The sequence below is a fragment of the Parabacteroides sp. AF19-14 genome (assembly GCF_003635485.1).
Taxonomy (GTDB): Bacteria; Bacteroidota; Bacteroidia; order Bacteroidales; family Tannerellaceae; genus Parabacteroides; species Parabacteroides distasonis.
The window spans coordinates 182,712-202,731 of record NZ_QTMJ01000001.1; the positions used below are offsets into that span (position 1 = coordinate 182,712).

A 20,020-nucleotide genomic window follows, 5' to 3' on the forward strand; every position below is an offset into this window, starting at 1 on the left:
GTGTTTAAATATTCCAAGGCGCTCTCATCGGCTGATCCAACAAACGATTAGCGGCCTCATCATTAATAAATTCCAGTTTTACGGGATCAAAGTGAAGCGTACGATTCAAACGAAGGGCTACGGCACCCATGTTCACGATCGTAGCGGAACGGAAGCCATTACGCTCATTCAAGGCAAAAGGCTGACGAGTCTTTACGCACTCGATAAAGTCGGTAACCTGTGGCTCAGGTTCGGGATAATCGGATAACTTTTTCTCCCAATCCGGGATATCACATACGAAATTCTTATAAACATTCCCGTTCGGTCCGGAAATATAAGGTGTGTTCGGATCCCCGTAATCACCTCCCCAAAGTACGATCTGGCAACCATCCTCATAGGTATACGTAATCGAGCGCCAAGTACCCACGGCGTCCGGATGTTGTTGCGGAGCATCCACCTCTACCTTAACCGGGCTGGTATTATCTTTTCCTAAAAAATATTGTACAGGGTCAATATAATGCTGTCCCATATCCCCTAAACCACCTCCGTCATAATCCCAGTATCCACGGAATGTCTGATGCACACGATGCGGGTTATAAGGTTTGTAAGGAGCCGGCCCCAACCAGAAATCATAATCCAGCTCACTAGGCACCGATTGCGGTTCCAGATATTCTTTACCAACCCAATAGAACTTCCAGTCGAAACCGGTATGCTTGCTGATCGTTACCTTTAGCGGCCAGCCCAACATACCACTTTGAACCAGTTTCTTCAAAGGTTTCACGGGAGTACCCAATCCATAGAACGGGTCTGCGAAACGGAACCAAGTGTTCAAGCGGAACATACGTCCGTATTGCTTCATCGCTTCCATTACCCGTTTACCCTCCCCGATCGTACGGGTCATAGGCTTCTCACACCAAATATCTTTTCCTGCTTTAGCGGCCTCGACAGACATGATACCATGCCAGTGAGGAGGCGTAGCTATATGAACGATATCTACATTAGGATCCAAAATCAAATCACGAAAATCATGGTATGCGGCAATCTTATCCTTTACCAACTGTTTACCTAGCTCCAGATGATTCTTATCGACGTCACACACGGCGACAAGACGAGTCCCGGCATAGTCCACATGTCCACGGCCCATACCACCTGTACCGATAATTCCTTTTGTCAATTGATCACTTGGAGCGATGAATCCATTACCCAACACGTGGCGCGGTACAATCGTAAATGCCGCGATTCCTCCAAGAGTCTTCAGGAAGTCTCTTCTGTTTGTCTTCATAGTACGAATTTAAAATTTAGATAGAATAGATTAACTTGAGTGACAAAAATAATCATAATACTCGAAGAGACAAGAAAAATGTATATAAAAAAGAAAAGGATGCCTTTAACAAAGACATCCTTCCCTAGTATTTTATGAAAATTTATTACAAAGCGAATTGCGGTTGACGGTGAATCCATTGCCCACGGGTGAAATCCGGGAAGTCTACCAAAGCACCGCCACGAGCGATTGACATCTCTGACAAGCCGGAGATAGCGCTCCAAGCGGCAGCGTCATAGCAATCCATTGGAGCCGGTTTTTTATTACGGATAGCGTCGATCAAGTCGTACATCATGATAAAGTCCATACCACCGTGTCCGGCCTCAGCAGCTTGAGACTCTAAAGAAGCCCACAATTTATGATCATATTTCTTGAACCATTCATCGGAATCATCCCAACGATGAGGCTTAGACTTTCCTTGTACATATACATGATCGCCATCATTCATCCATAAACCCTCAGTTCCTTGAACACGGAAACCTAATGAATAAGGACGAGGAGAATTCGTATCATGGGTTACGATGATCGTTTGTCCATTAGAACACTTAATCATAGAAGTCACGATATCTCCCAAATTGAAGTTGACCTTCGCCAACGGATGATTCTCACCTCCATTATCCACGATAAACTTATGCAATCCACGAGATTGAGTAGCCATAGCGGATAAAGAAAGGAAGCGGTTACCACGGTTGATATCCATGCAATTTGCTATCGGTCCGATACCGTGAGTCGGATAGATATCGCCATTACGATGTACGGAATGGTTCGTACGCCATTGAGCCTCGGCGAAAGCCGTCGGGCCCATACGAAGATCACCACTGCCCGGTACATAGTTGTAATGAGTTCCATCATTGAATTTCACCTCACGCAAGTCATGCTCATAACCACAAGTACCATGCAATATCTCGCCGAACAAACCTTGGCGAACCATATTCAACGCAGCCATACAGTCACGACGATAACATACGTTCTCCATGATATTCAAATGGCTTCCGGTAGCTTCCGAAACGTTTACCAAATCCCAACATTCCTCGATCGTATTAGCGGCGGAAACCTCCACGCCTACATAAGGAACACCAGCCTTCATAGCGGCGACAGACATCGGAACGTGCCATTCCCAAGGACTAGCGATAATCACGCAATCAAATTCCTCGTTGTTCAACATTTTCTCAAATTCACGCTCACCTCCCTTATAAACCTTCGGAGCGGGCACATTAAATTTAGCGATATGTTTCAAGGTTCTATCGATCGGCCCCTGTTGGATATCGCAAATCGCTACGATCTTATTACCGGGGATCGCCAATACATTATTAATATGCTCATGGCATCTAGAACCCGTTCCGATGAAACCGAAACGTAATTTACCATCATCTTTACCAGCTGTTTTTTTCTTTTGGGGTTCAGCGGCAGTTGTTGTAGCTCCGGCGTTTCCGGCCATTGCCAAGCCTGCGGCACCAATACCAGCGGCAGATACTTTCTTAAGGAATGAACGACGAGTGTTTTCCATATATTTTATAAATTAGTTTGTGTTTTGAGGATACAAAATTAAAAAAATATTTTTTCAATCAAAACGTTATTGAGTATTTTGAAAAATAAAGAGTCCAAGACTAAAAGTTCGTTATCTTTCCGGTTTCCCTTTTTAGCCTCTCGAAGGTCATCATCATCTGTCGAAGTCTTTTAGGTTCTTTTTCCGCCAAATTAACTTGCTGACCGATGTCTTCCTTTACATTATATAATTGATAACAGTTACTATTTCCGGCAAAGGCAGCCTCCTCCGCGTCGCCATAGGTATCCGGATACGGTGGGATCATGACCCAATCACCATCACGTAGCGCATAATTGAAATAACCTTCCAAGACAAGTTCCTTTCGCCCATTACCACCTTTTCCTAGAAAGACAGGCAAGGTGTTTTGGCTATCTACCTTATCAGAATAGGTCTGTCCGATCAACGCCGACAGCGAGGCTAACAAATCCATCTGGCAAACCAAGGCATCCGACACAACGCCCGGCTTAACTTACGCAGGCCAACGAAGCATGAACGGGATACAGGTCCCACCATCATACAAGCTCGTCTTTCCTCCACGAAGCGGTCCGGCCATCTTATGATCCCCAACCAATTCCACGGCTTGATCTTGATAACCGTCATCCAGAACCGGTCCATTATCGCTAGTGAAAATAACTAATGTATTTTCCGTTAGCCCCAACTTATCCATTTCCTTCAAGAATTCGGTCACGCACCAATCCGCTTCCAAGATAACATCTCCACGAGGTCCCATCCCCGACTTACCCGCAAATCTCTCGTTCGGTACACGAGGTACATGCGGTTGATGCAAGCCATAGTACAGGAAGAAAGGTTTATCCTTATTCTCTTTCATAAAACCTTTCGCCTTCTCAAGGAACAACTCTGCCATATCCTCATCTTTCCATTGGGCGGTTTTGCCTCCTTTCTGGAAACCAATTCGAGGTACACCGTTTACGATAGCGCCGGCATGCCCGACACTCGGGAGCATTCTCAGTAATTCAGGATTATCCCTCCCAGTCGGTTCCCCGGGGAAATTCTCCTTATAACTGACATAGAGAGGATCGTTCGGATCGAGGTTTACACCTCTCCCATTCTCGATAAAGATACAGGGAACCCGGTCATTGGTAGCAGCTTGGATAAAAGAATAGTCGTAACCGATCTCTTTCGCTCCGGGATAAACCAGCTTGTTCCAGTCTACCGCCCCGTCACCTAATCCCAGATGCCATTTGCCGACCGAGCCGGTGACATAGCCCGCTTGCTTCATCACCTTCGGCAAGGTAACCTGTTGAGTATTGATAATCAGAGCCGCATTGCCGGGAAGTATTTTGGCTTCCCTATTTGTCCAAGGATATAATCCGGTAAGCAAGGAATACCGGCTGGGGGTAGAAGTAGCCGCCGTACAATAACCTTGCGTAAAGCGTATGCCTTCATTTGCGATACGATCCATTCCCGGAGTCTGTATGCGATGAGCCCCGTAACAGCTTAGATCACCATACCCGAGATCATCAGCTACGATGATCACCACGTTAGGTTGCCGGGGAGCTGATTGAGCTATTAAAGTTGTTGGCAAGGAAAACCCTGCCAACACACTCATTATACAATACTTATTCATCGCTTATTACGGATTCTGAGTTAATGTACCCGGATAAGCGTTAATCTCAGACTGCGGAATATACTGGATAGCCAACGGGCTGGTAGCAGGATATTCAGGCACGCCGTCATGGAATCCCGGGTAATGACGTTTCATCGCATCGCCTACACGATATACATCAAAACCACGGTCAGCCTCATAAGCTAATTCCAACTGACGTTCTTTCATGATAAGCTCATGAGCGTTTGTCGCATCCAAAGATTTATATCCGGCGTTAGGTAAGGAACGGGTACGAACGGTATTCAAATCGGCTAATGCTTTTGTATAGTTTCCTAATTTAGCGCTAGCCTCGGCGCGAATCAGGTATAACTCACCTAAGCGAGAGATAACCGGAGAATAAAGGTGAGGATAGCCATCTTGCTTAGAGCACTTATAGCTATAGAATTTCGGGTTACCTTGACTTTCCAACATAAAGTAGTCATAATCTCCCTCATACGTTTCTCCCTTATAGCTAATAGAATAACGCTTATTGTCCACATCTACCGGAGTTAATGTATATTCTTCACCATCTACCGTAGCGATTAACTTACCTCCTACTTCCTTGGTCTCACCTTGACGATATACGTAACCGGAAATCTTGCCGTCCGTATATAAGTTAGCTACAAAACGGAAAGCGGGGATCTGATTTCCATTGGCGTCTTCCTTATATTGCGGATGGATAAACGCCTCACGTGCATCGGTTCCTTTTCCTGTCTCATGCAACAAATCCATATACTTAGCGCTGGCGTAAACCTCACCCCAGCCTTGACCATCGATCTCAGCGTACATACTTCCTAGCGGATCACCCCAATCTTCCCAGTCTGAGGCTATAAACTTCACGGCGAAAATAGTCTCTGTCTGTGAAGCGGCATCCGGAGCGAACTCATTATAACGCATAAAGTTAGCACGGTCCAACATAGAGAACTGGCCACTCTCGATTACCGTATTCGCATAATCATAAGATAATTGGGCATATTCCTTATTCGGATTCTCAAACGTGCCACTCATATACATATAGACCTTCGCCAATAAAGCTTGAGCCGCATATTTTGAGGCATAAGCGGTAGATTTAAACGTTGTCATCAGCTCTTCCGCCTTTTTCAAGTCAGACAGAGCTTGATCATACGTATCCTTCACGGACGAACGATCCGGAAGATCCAGATTATCCATATCCTCAGGCATACCGTTTACGATCGGCAAGCCCAGATTCTTCTCCGGTTCCTGATAATAAGGACGGCCAAACACACGGCAAAGATAGAAGTACATCATGCCGCGCATATAATAAGCCTCGCCCAACTTCTGATCCAACTCAGCAGACTCGCCCTCATTAATCATCTTCATCAAAGAACTAGTCTGTGAGATGATATTATAGGCACTGTTCCAAACCGTAGTAAGACCACCATTATTTACCGTATGCTGATAGGTAAAATAAGTACCGAACGGATTGGTTGTCGGTTTATCCTTACAAACGTTATCCCCCGGGAACTCACCACAATAATGCAAGTGTTCGGATGCCTTTTTCAGTTTTGCGTAACAACCGTTTAGCAAAACATCCACCGCGGCATCTTTGTCCTCCATGATCTTGTCTTCCGTGTACTTATCGTAAGGTAGACGTTCGATATCACAGCTTGTTATGAACGTGGCCGCTGCCGCAAGAGCCACTATAGCGATTTTTTTCATTATGATTCCTTTAATTAAAATGTAACATTTAGACCAAACATGAATTTACGAGCTTGTGGGTACGGAGAGATCGCCACACCAACCGAGCCTGCCTTGTATTTATTGCCAACCTCAGCCGGAAGTTCCGGGTCAACTCCGGAGAAACCGGAAAGGACAAACAAGTTCTCACCCGAGAAAGAAAGACGGATATTATCTACATACTGAATCTTCCAAGGTAATGTATAGCCTAACGTCAAGCTGCGTAAGCGTAAGTAGCTAGCGTCCTCCAGATAACGGGAAGATCCCTTGCTGGATTGACTCTTATTGCCATATTCCGCCTTGGGATGGGTAGCGATATCGCCCGGTTTTTCCCAACGATTCCAACCCTCTTTCAGATTCATCTGGTTATAATTTACGTAAGCGCCGTCACTATCATACATCGATCGGTCATAGTTGTAAATATCACCTCCTACGGAATAACCAAAGACAGCGGAGAGATCAATATTTTTCCAAGATACGTCGGTTGAGAAACCTCCGTAGAAATCGGGGCTTAACTTACCTATTATAGTCTGGTGCTTAGAGGCATCGCTATAATTCGAGGTCGTTACACGTTCCCCATTCTCATTCGTGGTATACCATAACGGAGAACCTGTCTCCGGATCTACGCCTGCCCATTCGGTACCATACCAAGTATCCACGTCTTGTCCCGGAGTCAATATCTTATCCATCGAAATGGCATAACTTGAACCGGCGTTAGAAGTGATGATCTCGCTCTTGCCACCATATAACTCAGTGATCTTATTACGGTTCAGACCTAAGTTAGCTGCGACGCTCCAACTCCAATCGCCCCCTTTCAAGATGTCCACGTTCATCGAGACCTCGAAACCATTATTCTTGACGGCACCCACATTACGATAGATACCAACAATACCCGTTACACCAGGCAGAGGCACTTTGTAAAGCAAATCAGTTGTTTTCTTATTATAATAATCCAAGTTGATAGTCAAACGATCAAACAAGATAGCGTCGATACCTACACCTGCCGTATAAGTCTTCTCCCAAGTCAGGTTCTTGTTTTCCTTCTGTTCGATCACCGCACCCGGATCACCATTATATCCCGTAGACATGGCGTACACCGTATATTGAGAATATAATTCGGTCGGACGGTTACCTACGGAACCATAACTTGCACGTAACTTCAACTGTTGTACCCAATCCTTAGCCTTGAAGAATTCCTCCTGATGGATATTCCAACCACCGCTGACGGAGAAGAAATTACCATATTTAGCGTCCGTACCAAAGTTAGAGGCACCATCCCGACGGAATGAGAAAGACAACAAATAACGATTATCATACGCATAGTTGGCATTGAACAAATAAGATTGTACAGCCCATTCCTTTTGCTCTCCCTTTATCGTCTTAGGAGTAGTAGCGACATCGGCCACAGAGAAGCCCGGAGCGAAACTAGCCGCTGTCTGGTCTTTAATCTCCTGCGTGAAAGTATTCCACTCGTAAGCTAGGATCGCATTGATAGAGTGCTTGTCGAATACCTTATTAAAACGAAGCAACTGGTTGCTATATACCCTATAAGAAGCGGTGGTCTTATCTTGCAATAATCCATTATCAGCCTCTCCCTTTTTAGAACGGGGATCCTGATAGCTCTTAAAAAGGATACTATTATATTTATAGTTATTTACGGATGCGAAAGTCAACCAATCGGTAAACTTGATATCAAAGTCAAAGTTACCCATAAACTCGTAGGAAGTCTTCTTCTCATAATTCCATTGTAGATCATACAAGTAGTTGGTAGCGTCGCTATTGATCCAAGTAGTAGGTCTGTATTGCTGGATCAGATCACCATTCTCGTCATAAGGAGAGTCCCAAGGAAAGTTAACGTACATGATAGCGCCTAGATCTTGTTGCTGGTCCATCACGTCGCTACGGGTAGCCCATACTTTAGGTTTGATAGTCAACCAATCCGTCGCTTGGTAATCCACATTGAAACGTAAGTTATAACGCTTGTAGTCATATCCTTTCACGGCACCATCCTCATCGTAGTAGCCAACGGAAGTATAAGTCTTGATCTTCTCGGAACCTCCGGAAACAGAAACATTGTAATCTTGAGCGAAGCCCAGATGCGTACCCTCTTTCCACCAGTCGAAGTTACGGTTACGCAAATCCTCCGTAAAATAACTCGGAAGGGCGTCTTGATTAGCGAAAGATTTATAATAATCATATAATTCCTCGCCGTTCATCATATTCATGTTTCCACGGTGCAACTGGTTCACACCCATCTTTACGGAAGCGTTGATCGTAGCTTTTCCGATCTTACCTTTCTTCGTAGTCACCACGATAACACCGTTCGCTCCTTGAGAACCATAGATAGCGGTTGAAGCGGCATCCTTCAAGATAGACATAGACTCGATATCAGCCGGGTTCAAGCTACCCGCATCCGTACCTACGATTACGCCATCCACGATCCAAAGAGGGTCCGTGCTACCGTTTACCGTAGACTTACCACGGATCACCACCTTACCGGCAGCGCCCGGCTGACCACCACCCGAAGTAACCTGTACGCCCGGAGCCTTACCAGACAATAAGTTCTCGACCGTAGGGCTAGTGGCATCCAACAATTTCTCGTTGCTCACCACCTGCATGGCACCCGTCAAGCTTTCCTTTTTTTGCACACCGTAACCAACAACAACCACCTCCTCAAGGTTCTGAGTGTCTTCCTTGATACGGATAGTCATCGGAGCGCTAGTCGCCTTAACCTCGTGGTTCACATAACCGATGTAAGAAACGACTAAAGTAGCTCCGGCCGGAGCTTCCAAACTAAACTTTCCATCGAAATCGGTACTGGTACCGTTCGTAGTGCCTTTCACAAGCACGTTCGCGCCGATTACCGGCTCACCCGTCACCGCGTCAACAATGGTACCTGAAATCGTAATCGTCTGCTGCGCCACCATTCTCTCCGTGTTTCTCAATTCATTTGGATTAGAAGATGACTTGTAAACAACAATCCTATTGTTGTTTACAACAAAATCAGCATGCTGATTTTTCAGCGCCGTCGTCAAAATCTCCTCGACCGAACGGTTCGACATGTCGATTGAGATACGCTCATTCAGATTGATGTCATTGTTACGGATAAGGAACGTGTAATTGAATTTTTCCTCGATCAAATCGAAAAGTTCTTTTAATGTCGTACTTTCCATTTGAACAGACATCATTTGTGTCTGAAGTTCGGACGCTGAAACCGTACCGGGAATAAACGGCAGTCCCGCAAGCATACATGCGGCTACCATCATCTTACCGGTCTTCTTGAAATAGTTCATTTCCATTAAAGTTAGATTTAATAAATAATTTTCTCGTTTATACTATTTTCCACACTTACACCTTAGGATTAAGGTTTGTATTTTTATTTATCTTTTATAATAATCTCATCTCCCGAACGAGTCCACACATATTTATGATCCACGTCCACCTCACGAAGGATCTTATCCAACGAATAATCTTTCGTAAAGCTGCCGGAGAAGATTTCCTTTCTCAAAGGATCGCTCTCGACGCGGATACGCACGTTGAACTTACGTTCCAAATCCTTGGCGATACTCATGAAAGGTTGTTCGGAGAATTTCAGGCTACCGTCCATCCAAGAGAGAGCATCCTTGGCATCCACCTCACTGACTCTTACCTTATTGGTCTGCTTATTAAAGCTTAGTTTCCGGTTTGGAGTCAAGGTCACATCGCCCGCATGGGCAACCTCATCCCGCAAGCTCACGTTTACTTTTCCCGACACCAGAGTGACATCGGTCGTTTCATCCATTCCGTAAGCCTTTACGTTAAAGCTAGTTCCTAGAACCTTGATATCCAATCTCTTTGATTTTACGATAAAAGGCTTAAGGGAATCCCGGGTAATCTCGAAGTAAGCCTCACCATCCAATTGTACGCTACGTCCGTTCGTATTGAAATCACTGCCATATCTCAACGTGGAACCCGCGTTGACCCAAACCACGGATTGATCCGGCAAAACGACTTTCGTTTGGGCTCCCATAGGAGTTGTCGTCTCAAAATAAGCCAAGGCGGCAGATTTCGGCTGATTATGTCTCGTACCTATATAATAAGAGGCAGTCCCCACCGATACCACGATCAAGACCGAGGCGGCAACTTTTCCTAAAAACCGAAAATTTAGCCAATGATTCTTTTCAGAAGGAATAGCGGGATCGATAAGTGCCCCGAAATGTTTTTGGAAATCGGCTTTCATATCAGAGGCAAACAAAGGTACATGCGCCGTCGCCCAACAATCCGCCATCTCGGAAAGGCGTTGTTTATGAGCGTCATCCGTTTCCAACCATTGTAGTAATTCATTTCGCCCCTCCTCGGATATATCTCCCATGAGGTAGCTATAAATTAAATCTTCTATGTGTTTATTCTCTATTTCCATGATATTAACAAAGGAGCCGGTTTTCAATCCGGTTTCTATTATATACACATGTTTTAGAGATTCCGTTTAAGGAGATTCCAATTATTTTTCGAAAAAATTAAATATAAGTAAGAAAAGAGGGTAAAGATCACCTAAAAGTTCACGCAACTTCGCCAAACCGATCTTGATCTGTACTCGTACCGTACTGGAACTGATATGATTTATTATCGCTATTTCCTCATAGGTCTTGTTATGGTAAAGATATTGCACGAAGATATCCCGGCATTTAGCGGGCAAGGAATCCACGGCACGATAGATTTTCTCCTCGAATTCCTTATTCTCCAGATAAGCCAACGGATGGGGATCGGCGTCTATCTGCAACTCTTGTATCGACAATAAGTTTTCTTGTACATCTGATAAAGGGACTTCTTGCTGGCGTTTATCTCTTAAATAATTCAGGCAATAATTACGTACCGAGCGAATTAAATAAGCGTTTACCGGATGTATTAACGCCGAATGGTGATTCCATACATTCATAAAAACATCATTAACGATCTCACGTGCCGCCTCCGAATTATAGACATATTTAGTCGCTACGGCGCACAAGTACACGTAGAAGGTCGTATATAATTGTTCAAATGCTTTGGCATCGCCATTATTGATCCGAGATATTATGTCCTCCTTTACAATCAGCACAAACGTCAACCCTTAAGTTTCACTCACAATTGAATCACAAAAATAATGAAATATTCCAGAGATTACCTCATTTTAAAAGAAAGTATAGGGTAATAGCGCCAAACAGCTCGCTAAAGCGGACTGTTTGGATACTTAGGTGACGAACCGGGTGGCATAGCTGTGCCACCCTTATGGCACGCCCTTGCCATCGTTGTGGCACGGCTATGCCAGCAGCGTGGCACGACTGTGCCAATGCTATGGAAAGGACTGGCACTATACGTCATTGCAATACAATAACTTAGATTACTTAGAGGAATTGGCGGCACGCTTCTTGTTACGCCAGTAACTGCCGTCACGTTTGCTTCCGAACATATTACGGCGTTTCGACTCTTGCTTGATCGCTTCTTTCTTCTCGGCTACGGCGGCTTTCACCTCCTTGGTCTCATACATATGGCCACCAGCTACGGGGACTTCCTTGCCGATCAGTTTCTGGATATCTTTCAACAAAGGTACCTCCTCGGCGTCGCAGAAAGAGAAAGCCACACCTTCACGGCCCGCACGACCCGTACGCCCGATCCGATGTACATAAGTCTCGGGTACGTTAGGAAGCTCATAGTTAATGACGTGCGTCAGATGATCCACGTCGATTCCACGGGCGGCGATATCCGTAGCGATCAGCACACGGGTCGTATGATCCTTGAAATTCGTCAAGGCACGCTGGCGAGCGGTCTGGCTCTTGTTGCCATGGATCGCCTCCGCCCCTATCTCCGCTTTCGACAAGACACGGGCCACCTTGTCCGCCCCGTGTTTCGTACGGGTAAAGATCAATACGGATTCCAGTTCCGGGTTCTCCAACAAGCTTTTCAGCAAGTTGATCTTCTCGGCCTTCTCGACGAAATAAACGGATTGGTCGATCGCATCCACGGTCGATGAGACCGGGGTTACTTCCACCTTTTGCGGCTCGCTCAAGATCGTACCTGCCAAGCGCTCGATCTCAGGGGGCATGGTAGCGGAGAAGAACAAGGACTGGCGTTTCTTGGGCAATAGCGGTAAAATACGCTTGATGTCATGGATAAAGCCCATGTCCAACATACGGTCCGCCTCGTCTAAGACGAAATACTCCAAGGTATCCAAGTGGATGAATCCTTGTCCGATCAAGTCCAGCAGACGTCCCGGCGTAGCGATTAATATATCGATGCCTCTTTCCAAGGCTTCCGTCTGGGGCTTCTGTCCCACCCCGCCGAATATCACCGTATGGCGTAATCCGGCGAAACGGCCGTAAGCGGCAAAGCTCTCTCCGATCTGGATGGCAAGCTCACGGGTAGGCGTAAGGATCAATGCCTTGATACCCCGTTTGTAACCTTTCTTCTTCTGGAGATATAACCGCTGGATAATCGGGATGGAGAACGCCGCCGTCTTACCGGTTCCTGTCTGGGCGCAACCCAATAAATCATAACCTTGCGAAACGATGGGAATCGCTTCTGATTGTATAGGTGTTGGAGTCGTATAACCTTCTTGCACGAGAGCCTTACATATCGGCTCTATCAAATCTAAATCTTCAAATGTCATTCTAAAATAGGGTGAGCCATCACGGCTCGTTATGTAAATAATGCGGGCAAAGGTAGTAAAACTTTATGATATAAACTATCTTTGCGCTTTTTATGCCCGTAAAGCGATATGAAAGAATTATTACTACTACTGAAGAAGTTCTTCGGATATACCTCCTTCCGTCCCTTGCAGGCGGACATCATACAGCGTATCTTACAGAAAGAGGACTCGTTGGTGCTGATGCCCACGGGTGGAGGCAAGTCGATCTGTTTCCAGCTACCGGCTATCTATCTGCCGGGTACGGCTTTGGTGGTGTCCCCCTTGATCGCCTTGATGAAGGATCAAGTAGAGGGGTTGATCGCCAACGGCATCCCGGCGGCGGCGTTGAACAGTATGATGCCGGAAGAGGAGCAACAACAGGTGAAGCAACTTTGCGTGCAGGGCAAGATCAAATTATTGTATATCTCCCCGGAACGGATCAAGATGGAGGCGGACTGGTTCCTGCCCCGGCTGGACATCTCGCTCATCGCTATCGACGAGGCGCATTGCGTATCGCATTGGGGACATGACTTCCGTCCGGAATACACGCAACTGGCGATCTTGAAGGAACGTTTCCCAAAAGTCCCGGTCGTGGCCCTGACCGCTACCGCCGATAAAATCACCCGGAAGGATATCCTAGAGCAGTTACGACTTCGCACGCCCCAGACGTTCATATCGTCATTCGACCGCCCGAACATCTCCCTCACGGTACGCCGGGGGCTTAACAAGAAAGAAAAGATCGCCGCCATCGTCCATTTCATCCGGGGGCACCGGGAGCAGAGCGGTATCATCTATTGCATGCGCCGCAACGATACGACCGAGCTGGCCGATGAGTTGGCGATGTATAATATCAAGGCGATCGCCTACCACGCCGGCCTCCTGCCCGCCCAACGGGAACAGGCCCAGAACGATTTCATCAACGACCGGGTGGACGTGGTGTGCGCCACGGTAGCTTTCGGGATGGGTATCGACAAGAGTAATGTCCGTTGGGTCGTGCATTACAGCATGCCGGGGAGTATCGAGAATTACTACCAAGAGATCGGCCGTGCCGGAAGGGACGGGATGAAAAGCGATACCCTCCTGTTCTATTCCTTGAGCGACTTGATCGTACTTCGCCGTTTCGCCGAGGAGAGTGGCCAAAGCGAGGTGAACTTGGAGAAGCTAAACCGGATGAGACAGTATTGCGAGTCCGATATGTGCCGCCGCCGTGTCCTGCTCAGTTACTTCGGCGAGGAAGCGGACCATGATTGCGGCAACTGCGACGTGTGCAAGAACCCTCCGCAACGCTTCGATGGCAGTGTCTTGATACAAAAAGCGCTGAGCGCCGTCATCCGGACCGGCGAGCATGTAGGCATGCAAATGCTGATCGACATATTACGTGCCTCCGGTCGGGCGGAACTCTTGGAGAGAGGATACGATAAGCTAAAGACGTACGGCGCCGGACGGGACCTCTCTTATAAGGAATGGAAGGAGTACATTTACCAGATGATCCAACTCGGGTACATGGAGATCGACTACGCCGCCGAGCGTGTCTTGCGGATGACCCCGTTAGGCAGGCGTGTCCTGTACGGGGAGCAAAAGGCCCAGCTCGTCATCTATCGGGAACCGGATGAGCTGACACGCCCCGTCCGGAGAGGCGAGCGGAAATCCTCCTTCAAGGCCCAGCCGATCCGGCCGATCCGGTCCGCCTCCACAGACGAGACCTTGCTGGACTCCCTCCGCCAGCTTCGCAAGCAAATTGCCGAGCGAGAGCATACGCCGGCTTATATCATCTTCTCCGACGATTCCTTGGAAGACATGGTGGAGAAGAAACCGGTCACCTTGGACCAGTTCAGCGACATCCGGGGCGTGGGGCAAATCAAGCTGGACCGGTACGGGAAGGTGTTCGTGGCCTTGATCCGGTTCGTGCTGAAGCTACCGAAATAAGAAGAACACATGTTAATGTTTTTAGCTCCTAAATGGAAATATAAAAAAATCACATATATTTGTCTACAGTTATTAAGCACAATGCCCCATATTCATGATAGACAAACATCTTTCTCTCCTCACCCACCTGCTCTGTCTGTGTTTTCTGGCAGGATGCGAGAATGAGTATTTCAAAACGGGGAGTATCCATATCCAATTGAAGAAACCTTCCGGATACGCAGATATCTCCTTGGCGAATATCCCGGTCACACTAATCAATCAAAGTATAGGCTGTGTCTACACCACGACCACCGACACAAATGGACTAGCTCTATTTGAACTAACCGCTGGCATATGCGCAATCTCCGCAAATCAGGAAACCACGACTGGCAACAGGGATTATATATTGAGTGGTAGCCTCTCCAATATCCAGTTCGAGGCCAATGGAGAAGAACGATCCGTGGAAATACCTTTGGAAGTGTCCGAACGAGGCCGTCTGCTGATTAGCGAGATTTATTTCAGCGGTTGTCTCTGGCCTGACGGGAAAAATGTCTATAACAAAGATCAATACCTCACGTTGGTCAATAACTCCGATGACTTGATTTTCCTAGATGGCCTATGTATCGCACAAGCAGGACCCGTAAGCGTGACAAAGCCTTCCGGATGGATGCTCCATACCGATATGAAAGAAATACCTTTATTCATGATGTGCTGGGAGTTTCCGGGAACGGGAGCCGAATATCCCATTCAACCGGGGGAGCGACAAACGATAGCGATTAACGCCATAAACCATACCAATAGCGAAGTGGGAGTTCCGGCCTCGCTCGATTTATCCAGCGTGGAATGGGCTTTTTGGGATCCTATCTTGACCGGAAGCCAAATCTCCGCCGGTGTAAAACCTCTAAACTTGGTATGGCGTGGCACCGGTTTCTCCTATCTGTTTTCCATGAACGGCCCGACGATCCTCTTGTTCCGTCCCAAAACGGACTTAAGAGAATGGATCGCCAATCCGGATCACATCCAAAAAGAACCTGAGAGTTTCAATACGCTAAAATACCTCCATATACCCGCTGATTGGGTGCTGGATATCGCAAATTTCGTCTCTTCAACCTCTACGGTAGCTTACACACGTATCCCATCTTCTATGGATGTGAGTCCGGGTATAGCCACGTCCGGCGGCTCCGGCCTGGCAATGCGTCGGAAATATGAGCAAGAGGGGAAACGCTTCCGCTGGAAAGATTCCAATAACACCGCCGAGGATTTCGAGAAAAGTCCACCTTCCTTAAAACGGTAAGCCTCTATGAAGATCACTATCATTCTATATATGATATCACTATCTGTCTATGCCTCACGGTCATGGGCTCAACAAGAGAGCGCATGGGCTTTATCCGCCAATCCTGTCAGCATCAGCTATGTGCCTAAGGACAGCGCTATGGAAGCTGGTTTAAGTTATTTGATCCATCAAGCCGCCTTACCTGCCAGCGACCAGCCGGATCAAACACAGACCTATAGGGCTTATGTATCCGGTAACCGAAAGCTGGGTCTGCTTTGGCTGGCGGGTGGTATCGATTGGTCGCAAAGCCTACTGGAAGGGAGAAAATGGAATTTATTATCGCAACCGGACTATCTGATTACGGCCGGCGATTCCTTGGGAGAGCCACAACGCATCGAGAAATACAGGATCTACGGACAAGCGGCTTACGTCTTATCCCCGAAAATCAAGGTCGGGATAGATGGAGACTATACAGCTACAAGCAACGAAGATCGCTCCTCTTACCATATCTACCATGGGATGGCACACTTAATCCGGATATCAGGAGGTGTCGTTTACGAACAAGTACGCAGACGTTTTGGAGCCTCGATCCATTATACCCATCGAACAGAGGAATTAACGTATGATACGGATAGTAAAGATAAACTTTATACATTTCCTCTGGGGTATTGGCTTCCGATGCAAGAATTATCGGGAAGTTTCCTGTTTCGCAGCCAAGGAAAACGCCTAGGTGTTTCCTTGCAAACGGAAACCCTAAAAGAGCATTGGAGTCTTTTCCATGATCTCTCCTACGAGACCCAGCAATTAGCGGACAATCCAAATAACTCCGGCAACTTGAGAGGCTGGGAAGAACGGCTGCATCAAATCAGTTACCAAGGTCGTTTTACCCGAACGAATAAATCGTGGACGCATATCTGGTCGCCCACAGCCCGATTCAACCAAACTACGGCCAACCGCATATTACAACGGAATCCCACCACAAGCTCGTCTGCCATATGGACTACATTCGCCACCTATCGCCTAGCAAGGCAACGGATGTTATCTACCCAACTAAGTTACGAGGCGACAAAGAATGATACTTCGGGCGAAAAGGTATCCACATGGCAAATGACTGTCGGATGGAATCGTTTGGAAAATGATTTCTACATATATCCTTTTACGGTCAAACAATATACAGGACTCTTCCACGGAGAGATCGCGTTTCTTCGACAAATCCGCCTACCTAAAGAAAACAAGCTAAGTATCCGCCCGTCCGTGTATATCGTGTCGGGCTATGGCACCGAGATCAAATGGGAGAAGGAAACGCAGAAGGATGAGAATGGCTCTGCAGAAATCAAGCTAGAGCAGAACATGCAAAAAGTGAACGAGGATTTTATTGCTCGCACGGCAACCCGTCTGGGTATCGGTGCGGAAATGGAATATCGGCATCCCATTCATTCCGCCTTATCAGCGGGATTTCGTTTAATAGGTAGTCTCGAACAAACGACAAGTCCTCAATCGCCCCTCGGAGGGGGCGGAAATCTCAGTATTGTCATCTGGCTATAATAGGTCTTAATACTATGCGTTACTCAACTTTGTACAAAACACCAATAAAGATCGTGACGATATTTCTCTTATTGTCATCACTTCATCCGGGCAATTACCTTCACGGGCAAAAGCAACCGGATACTCTGTCCTTTTATTTACCCAACATTTTGGTAACAGCCATCGAGTCTAAGACTCCGGGTACGGTTTCCTTGCTTCCTGCATCAACATTAGAACACACGCAACCGATCACGATCGCTGATCTGACACAATTATTACCGGGAGGTCTCACCAATAATTCTGGGGTGACAGACGCACAATATTTCTCAGTGCGGGAGGTTTCTTTAAAGAACGGGGTAAACCAGTTTCATAAGGACGCGGCTATGGGTGCCCAAATATGGATAGACGGTTCTCCTCTTCATTTCAACGCCGGCATCAACGAGCCTTACGAAGGATACGATGCCCGTTTTCTATCTCTCAACCAAGTGAAAGAGGCGGAAATCATCCGGGGAATACCTTCTGCCCGGTACGGAAACTTAACAAATAGCGTATTATTACTCAAGACTCATCAAGGTAGAATGCCTCTCTCCACCAGCATACGTTACAATCCGAAACTGAAACAATATATGCTTGGAAAAGGCTTCTGTATCTCCCCACAAGGCCATACGCTCAACCTGTTAGCGGACTATACCAGCCAAGGCGATTTCCATACCGGCGGCATACGCTTGGCAAACCTTTACCATTGGTTGCCCGCAGGGAAAAAACTAGAATTAAGCCTTACTTACACCTCTCGCATAGGAAAGGAAAAGCAATTCGTCAACGAGCAGAATCATACACAAAGACAACGATTGGATCAGCGATTTTCCATACAAGGGGAATGGCAACCCGACCGACGTTGGCTCAAGAAGCTGTCTCTGAGAATAGACGGTTCCCTTCAAAAAAGCAAACAAACAAAGAGTCAGGTCAACAATGCCTCTAGCCAGCTTTATACAGACCAGAAAGAGAGCGGCGAATGGGAAGCCCGTATTTTATCCTCAAACTACATGTACACATTAGTCAATGAAAGCCGACCTTTTTATGTAGAAACCGAGATGCTGGCGTCTACCTTATTCCCTCTACGACAAGGGAGGGATATCAGCTTAGTAGCCGGATTCTCATACCGTAGTGAGGGTAACGAAGGGCGAGGCAGGGATTTCGATCGGCAGAGGCCTCCTTCTACATCTATCCGTCCCCGCTCATTCCGGGAAATCCCGTCCTTGCATACGTTCGGTGGCTTCATTGAGGCCACATACCGGACTTCCAACCTCCATGTAGAAGCCGGATTAAGAAATCAAGGATTGAAAAGCCGGGATTATGCCTTAATCTATCAGACAGAACCTCGCCTGAATCTCTTATGGTCTCTCTTCTCCTCTCCCTCCGGCTATACATTGAGTTTAAAAGGTGGGCTCGGATGGATCAGTTTCATGCCGACATTGGATAAACTCTACCCGGAAGCTATTTATAATGATAAGGTCTCTTTCTATTATAATGATAGCAATGAAAGTGGAAACACCCTTGGTATTCTCACGACACATGCCCCCGGAATGGAACAAAATATGAAATTAAAACCTACCGTAAATCGAAAGATAGAGGTTGGCCTTATAGGGAAGACTCCGGCCATCCGACTAGACATGACCGCTTTTTTCGAGAAACAAACGGATGGCTTTTCCTCCTCGGCGCAATATATTCCGTTCAGCTATCGGGAATATGATTATCTATCAACCGCCCAACTTCGTCCTGAATACAAAAATGGACAGGTATGGGTGAACGGTAAGGCTGTCCCTTATCAAGAGAAATATAGTTACACGCCGGTATCTGTACCAGTCAATACACTCCATAGGAAGAAACATGGGATCGAGATGGTAGCGGACCTCGGGACTTTCTCACCCTTGCGTACCTCCCTAATCATAGACGGGATCTGGTTATGTGTACGAGAAAAGAATACGGCCCTTAACGGGATCTGGCCGATCCAGTACACAGATAAAACAGAATACCCCTACGTAGGTTTTTACGACAAGCAAGGCGGACCGGGAAATGAAAGTCGTTCGGAGATCATCTCCACGAACTTCCGTTTCATCACCCGCATCCCCAGAATCGGACTGGTCACTACCCTTACGTGGCAAATGATATGGCTCTATAAATATCGTACGCTCTACAACGGTAGCACTGGCGAGAATGTATGGCCCCTATATTGGTGTGGAACAGACGGAATCATACATCCGTTCACCGAGACACAGAAAGAGGATCCAGCCTTCGCGCCTTTACTCTCCACCACCGCGCCGGAACGATTCCTGCCAAACTCTTATAAACCATATGGTATGCTGAATATCCGGGTAAACAAAGCTTTCGGAGAGCACATCACGCTGGCATTCTTTGCCAACAACCTCGCCGATTTACGCCCCACTCGCTATTCGGCCAGCACGAGATCTTACCTTCAACAAAATACCCAGCCTTTTTTCGGTCTGGAATTACAAATAAAACTATGACAT

The 20,020-nt window shown here is 46.8% G+C and carries 11 protein-coding genes and 1 pseudogene; 4 read left to right on the forward strand and 8 right to left on the reverse strand.

What is annotated here, in order from left to right; all coding sequences use genetic code 11:
- Window positions 1-4 precede the first annotated feature (4 nt).
- The 8 genes and pseudogenes from DWX33_RS00810 to DWX33_RS00845 form a co-directional block, all read right to left on the reverse strand.
- Window positions 5-1,261, reverse strand: coding sequence for a Gfo/Idh/MocA family oxidoreductase (locus DWX33_RS00810; RefSeq protein WP_005856828.1), 1,257 nt, complete (start codon window positions 1,259-1,261; stop codon window positions 5-7).
- 145 nt (window positions 1,262-1,406) lie between these two features.
- Window positions 1,407-2,807 carry a Gfo/Idh/MocA family protein gene (locus DWX33_RS00815; RefSeq protein WP_122369440.1) on the reverse strand — a complete coding sequence of 467 codons (1,401 nt, stop codon included), beginning with the start codon at window positions 2,805-2,807 and terminating at the stop codon, window positions 1,407-1,409.
- Between the two features lie 100 nt (window positions 2,808-2,907).
- Window positions 2,908-4,434 (reverse strand): annotated as a pseudogene (locus DWX33_RS00820) (arylsulfatase).
- A 6-nt stretch (window positions 4,435-4,440) separates the two neighbouring features.
- Window positions 4,441-6,132 (reverse strand): RagB/SusD family nutrient uptake outer membrane protein, encoded by a 1,692-nt coding sequence (locus tag DWX33_RS00825; protein WP_122379676.1) that lies wholly within the window; start codon window positions 6,130-6,132, stop codon window positions 4,441-4,443.
- 14 nt (window positions 6,133-6,146) lie between these two features.
- The gene (locus DWX33_RS00830; RefSeq protein ID WP_122379677.1) at window positions 6,147-9,449 is read right to left on the reverse strand and encodes a SusC/RagA family TonB-linked outer membrane protein; all 3,303 of its coding nucleotides are present in this window, start codon (window positions 9,447-9,449) and stop codon (window positions 6,147-6,149) included.
- Between the two features lie 77 nt (window positions 9,450-9,526).
- A complete protein-coding gene (locus DWX33_RS00835; RefSeq protein ID WP_008778340.1) occupies window positions 9,527-10,549 on the reverse strand; it encodes a FecR family protein in 1,023 nt (340 codons plus the stop codon).
- 81 nt (window positions 10,550-10,630) lie between these two features.
- A complete protein-coding gene (locus tag DWX33_RS00840; RefSeq protein WP_122379678.1) occupies window positions 10,631-11,233 on the reverse strand; it encodes an RNA polymerase sigma-70 factor in 603 nt (200 codons plus the stop codon).
- A gap of 273 nt (window positions 11,234-11,506) precedes the next feature.
- Window positions 11,507-12,772, reverse strand: a complete 1,266-nt coding sequence (locus DWX33_RS00845; RefSeq protein WP_121961039.1) for a DEAD/DEAH box helicase — start codon at window positions 12,770-12,772, stop codon at window positions 11,507-11,509.
- Window positions 12,773-12,880: 108 nt separating this feature from the next.
- Between DWX33_RS00845 and recQ the strand changes: the two genes are divergently transcribed.
- The 4 genes from recQ (at window position 12,881) to DWX33_RS00865 (ending at window position 20,017) form a co-directional block, all read left to right on the forward strand.
- On the forward strand, window positions 12,881-14,716 hold the full coding sequence (gene recQ, locus DWX33_RS00850) for a DNA helicase RecQ (protein ID WP_121961038.1): 1,836 nt from the start codon (window positions 12,881-12,883) through the stop codon (window positions 14,714-14,716).
- 94 nt (window positions 14,717-14,810) lie between these two features.
- Window positions 14,811-15,989, forward strand: coding sequence for a DUF4876 domain-containing protein (locus DWX33_RS00855; protein ID WP_005862191.1), 1,179 nt, complete (start codon window positions 14,811-14,813; stop codon window positions 15,987-15,989).
- A 6-nt stretch (window positions 15,990-15,995) separates the two neighbouring features.
- The gene (locus DWX33_RS00860) at window positions 15,996-17,513 is read left to right on the forward strand and encodes a DUF6850 family outer membrane beta-barrel protein (protein WP_122379679.1); all 1,518 of its coding nucleotides are present in this window, start codon (window positions 15,996-15,998) and stop codon (window positions 17,511-17,513) included.
- A 14-nt stretch (window positions 17,514-17,527) separates the two neighbouring features.
- On the forward strand, window positions 17,528-20,017 hold the full coding sequence (locus DWX33_RS00865) for a TonB-dependent receptor (protein ID WP_122379680.1): 2,490 nt from the start codon (window positions 17,528-17,530) through the stop codon (window positions 20,015-20,017).
- Window positions 20,018-20,020: the final 3 nt, after the last annotated feature.

Coding starts and splice junctions, on each gene's coding strand:
- DWX33_RS00810 (WP_005856828.1), bottom strand. CDS start 1,261: ATGAAGACAAACAGAAGAGACTTCCTGAAGACTCTTGGAGGAATCGCG.
- DWX33_RS00815 (WP_122369440.1), bottom strand. CDS start 2,807: ATGGAAAACACTCGTCGTTCATTCCTTAAGAAAGTATCTGCCGCTGGT.
- DWX33_RS00825 (WP_122379676.1), bottom strand. CDS start 6,132: ATGAAAAAAATCGCTATAGTGGCTCTTGCGGCAGCGGCCACGTTCATA.
- DWX33_RS00830 (WP_122379677.1), bottom strand. CDS start 9,449: ATGGAAATGAACTATTTCAAGAAGACCGGTAAGATGATGGTAGCCGCA.
- DWX33_RS00835 (WP_008778340.1), bottom strand. CDS start 10,549: ATGGAAATAGAGAATAAACACATAGAAGATTTAATTTATAGCTACCTC.
- DWX33_RS00845 (WP_121961039.1), bottom strand. CDS start 12,772: ATGACATTTGAAGATTTAGATTTGATAGAGCCGATATGTAAGGCTCTC.
- recQ (WP_121961038.1), top strand. CDS start 12,881: ATGAAAGAATTATTACTACTACTGAAGAAGTTCTTCGGATATACCTCC.
- DWX33_RS00855 (WP_005862191.1), top strand. CDS start 14,811: ATGATAGACAAACATCTTTCTCTCCTCACCCACCTGCTCTGTCTGTGT.
- DWX33_RS00860 (WP_122379679.1), top strand. CDS start 15,996: ATGAAGATCACTATCATTCTATATATGATATCACTATCTGTCTATGCC.
- DWX33_RS00865 (WP_122379680.1), top strand. CDS start 17,528: ATGCGTTACTCAACTTTGTACAAAACACCAATAAAGATCGTGACGATA.